This window comes from Streptomyces sp. NPDC054956, from assembly GCF_053609185.1.
Genome location: NZ_JBSGXB010000527.1, coordinates 1 through 3,046 on the forward strand (window position 1 = coordinate 1; position 3,046 = coordinate 3,046).

The 3,046-nt window shown below is 73.7% G+C and carries 1 protein-coding gene; it reads right to left on the minus strand.

What is annotated here, in order from left to right; all coding sequences use genetic code 11:
- Window positions 1-3,046: Rne/Rng family ribonuclease (locus ACWGDE_RS37750; protein ID WP_453393604.1), on the minus strand; the 3,046-nt coding region annotated here is incomplete at both ends.

Genomic DNA, 3,046 nt, shown 5'->3' on the forward strand with positions numbered 1-3,046 from the left:
CCTTACGGGTGGCACGGCGGCGCGGACGCGCCGGCGCTGCCTCGGCCACGGGCTCCACCGGGGCCTCGACGACGACCGGTGCGGGCTCGGGCTCGACCACGGGCTCGGACTCGACGACCTCGACGACCGGCTCCGGGGCCTGCACGGCCTCGGCCGGGGCGCCCGCCGGGGCGGTGGCCTTACGGGTGGCACGGCGACGGGTGCGGCCCTTGGGGGCCTCCTCCACGACCGGCTCCACCACGACGGCCTCGACCTCGGGCTCGACGACGTCGAGGACCTCGACGACCTCGATCTCCGGCTCGGGCTCGGGCTCGGCCACCGGCTCGGCCACGGGGGCCGGGACGACCGCACCGCGCGGGGCGCCCGCCGGAGCGGTCGCCTTACGGGTGGCACGGCGGCGGTTGCGGCGCCCGCTGATGCCCGCGGCGGCCTCGGCCTCGGCCGGGCTGCTGTAGAGCTCCTCGTCGGCGACGAAGGGCGGCTCGGGCAGCGCCACGGGGGCGGCGGCCTCGGCAGCCACCTCCTCCTCGGTCTCGATCTCGTAGGCCTCGGTCTCCAGGGCCTCCGAAACCTCGACGGCGTGCTCGTGCTCGTGCTCGTCGGCGCGGCCACCGCGGCGCTTGGAGCGCTTGCCGTTGCCACCGCCGCCGACCACGGTCGGGGTCTCCATGTGCACGATCACACCGCGGCCGTTGCAGTGGACGCAGGTCTCGGAGAAGGACTCCAGCAGACCCTGGCCCACCCGCTTGCGGGTCATCTGGACCAGGCCCAGCGAGGTCACCTCGGCGACCTGGTGCTTCGTACGGTCGCGGCCCAGGCACTCCAGCATCCGCCGCAGGACCAGGTCGCGGTTGGACTCCAGGACCATGTCGATGAAGTCGATGACCACGATGCCGCCGAGGTCGCGCAGCCGCAGCTGGCGCACGATCTCCTCGGCCGCCTCCAGGTTGTTCCTGGTGACGGTCTCCTCGAGGTTGCCGCCCTGACCGGTGAACTTGCCGGTGTTGACGTCGATGACGATCATCGCCTCGGTCTTGTCGATCACAAGCGAACCGCCCGAGGGCAGCCACACCTTGCGGTCGAGCGCCTTGGCGAGCTGCTCGTCGATCCGGTACGTCGCGAAGACGTCGACCTCGGAGGTCCAGCGCGACAGCCGGTCGGCCAGGTCCGGGGCCACGTGGTTCACGTAGCCGTGGATGGTCTCCCAGGCGCTGTCACCGCTGACGATGACCTTCGAGAAGTCCTCGTTGAAGATGTCGCGCACGACGCGGACGGTCATGTCCGGCTCGCCGTAGAGCAGGCTCGGCGAAGAGGTCGAGATCTGCTTCGACTTCTTCTGGATGTCCTCCCACTGGGCCTGCAGACGCTCGACGTCGCGGCGCAGCTCGTCCTCGCTCGCACCCTCGGCGGCGGTGCGCACGATGACGCCCGCGTCCTCGGGGACGATCTTCTTGAGGATGGTCTTCAGGCGCGCGCGCTCGGTGTCGGGCAGCTTGCGGCTGATGCCGGTCATCGAGCCCTCGGGCACGTAGACCAGGTAGCGGCCGGGCAGAGACACCTGACTGGTCAGGCGGGCGCCCTTGTGGCCGATCGGGTCCTTGGTGACCTGCACCAGGACCGACTGGCCGGACTTCAGGGCGGACTCGATGCGGCGCGGCCCGTTGGCCATGCCGAGCGCCTCGAAGTTGACCTCACCGGCGTACAGGACCGCGTTGCGGCCCTTGCCGATGTCGATGAAGGCGGCCTCCATCGACGGCAGCACGTTCTGGACCTTGCCCAGGTAGACGTTGCCGACGTACGAGGTGGCTTCTTCCTTGTTGACGTAGTGCTCGACGAGCACGTTGTCCTCGAGGACGCCGATCTGGGTGCGCTCGCCGGCCTGGCGGACGACCATCACGCGCTCGACGGCCTCACGGCGGGCCAGGAACTCGGCCTCGGTGATGATCGGGACGCGGCGGCGGCCCTGCTCGCGGCCTTCGCGGCGGCGCTGCTTCTTGGCCTCCAGGCGGGTCGAGCCCTTGATGGACTGGACCTCGTCGGAGGAGGTGGAGCCGGAGACGAACTCCGCGCGCTCGCGCGCCGGGCGCGGCTCGCGGACCTTGACGACCGTGCGCACACCGTCGTCCTCGGCCGCCTCGGCGTCCGTACCACCGTCACCGCTACGACGGCGACGACGACGGCGACGACGGCTGGAGCTGGAGCCGAGGGCACCGTTGTCCTCGTCCTCTTCGGCCTCTTCGGTGTCCTCGGAGTCCCCCTCTTCGGCGGACTCGGCCTCGGCCTCTTCCTCGGCGGACTCGTCGAGGTCGGCGGCCTCACCGCGACGGCGACGACGGCCACCGCGGCGGCGACGGCGCGACGGGCGGTCGCCCGACTCGTCGAACTCCTCCTCGGCGGCTTCGAGCTCGGCGGACTCGGCCTCCTCCTCCACCAGCTCCACGTCGGCCAGCGTGACCGGACCGGACGGCGCGGCGGGGGCCTCGACGGCGGCGGACTCGGCGGCGCCACGACCGCGGCGACGGCGACGGCCGGCGGGCTGCGCGGCGGGGGCCGGCGCGACCTCGGCCTCGGCCTCGAGCTCGAGCTCCTCCTCCTCGGCCTCCTCGACCGTGGCGGCGGCAGCGGCGGCGGCCGCGGCCATGGCGGCGGTCTCCGGGGTCTGGAACATCGGCTCGGCGAAGACCGGGGCCTGGAACACGGCGACGGCGGGACGCGCGGCACGGCGACCACCCCGGGCCGGGGCGGCGGGCGCCTCGGGCTCGGCGGCGGGGGCAGCGGCGGCCACGGGCTGCGGCGCGGCGGCGGCCGGAGCGGTGGTGGTACGGGTGGCGCGGCGGCGGCCGCCGCGCTTCGGGGAGTCCACGGCGTCGGCGACGGTGACCGCGCGGGCGGCCTTGGGGGCCTCCTCCACGACGGCGGGAGCCTCGACCACGACCTCGGCGGCGGGCGCCTCCGGCGCGGTCACGGCACGGGTGGCACGACGACGGGCACGCGGCGCCGGGGCGGCGGGCTCCTCGACGACGGGAGCGGCCGGCGGCAGCACAAA